The organism is Microbacterium sp. KNMS (assembly GCF_053851835.1).
Map to the genome: position 1 here is coordinate 1 of NZ_JBSQBP010000093.1, position 286 is coordinate 286.

Here is a 286-nt window from a genome sequence, read left to right on the forward strand (position 1 = left end):
GAACAGGCCGACGGTGTGCTCGAGCACTCCGCCCTTGCCGGAGGTGTCCATGCCCTGGAGGACGAGCAGGACCCGGTGGGAGCCCTCGGTGTAGCCCGCGGCGTACATCTTCTCCTGTAACTCGCTGAGCTCCTCGGCCATCTCCGGGAGCGCCGCCTTGCCGGCGTCCTTGTCACCGTCGAAGCCGGGGTGGCCGTTGGTGTCGATGTCCGCGAGGGACGTGCCGGGCCGGAAGCGAAGCAGATCGCGGATGCTCGCGGTCGCGTTCGTGGGGGCAGTCATGCAG

At 68.9% G+C, this 286-nt stretch carries 1 pseudogene; it reads right to left on the reverse strand.

The window, feature by feature from the left end:
- A pseudogene (locus ACWXWW_RS17975) lies at positions 1-286 on the reverse strand (polyphosphate kinase 2 family protein); the annotation flags it as partial.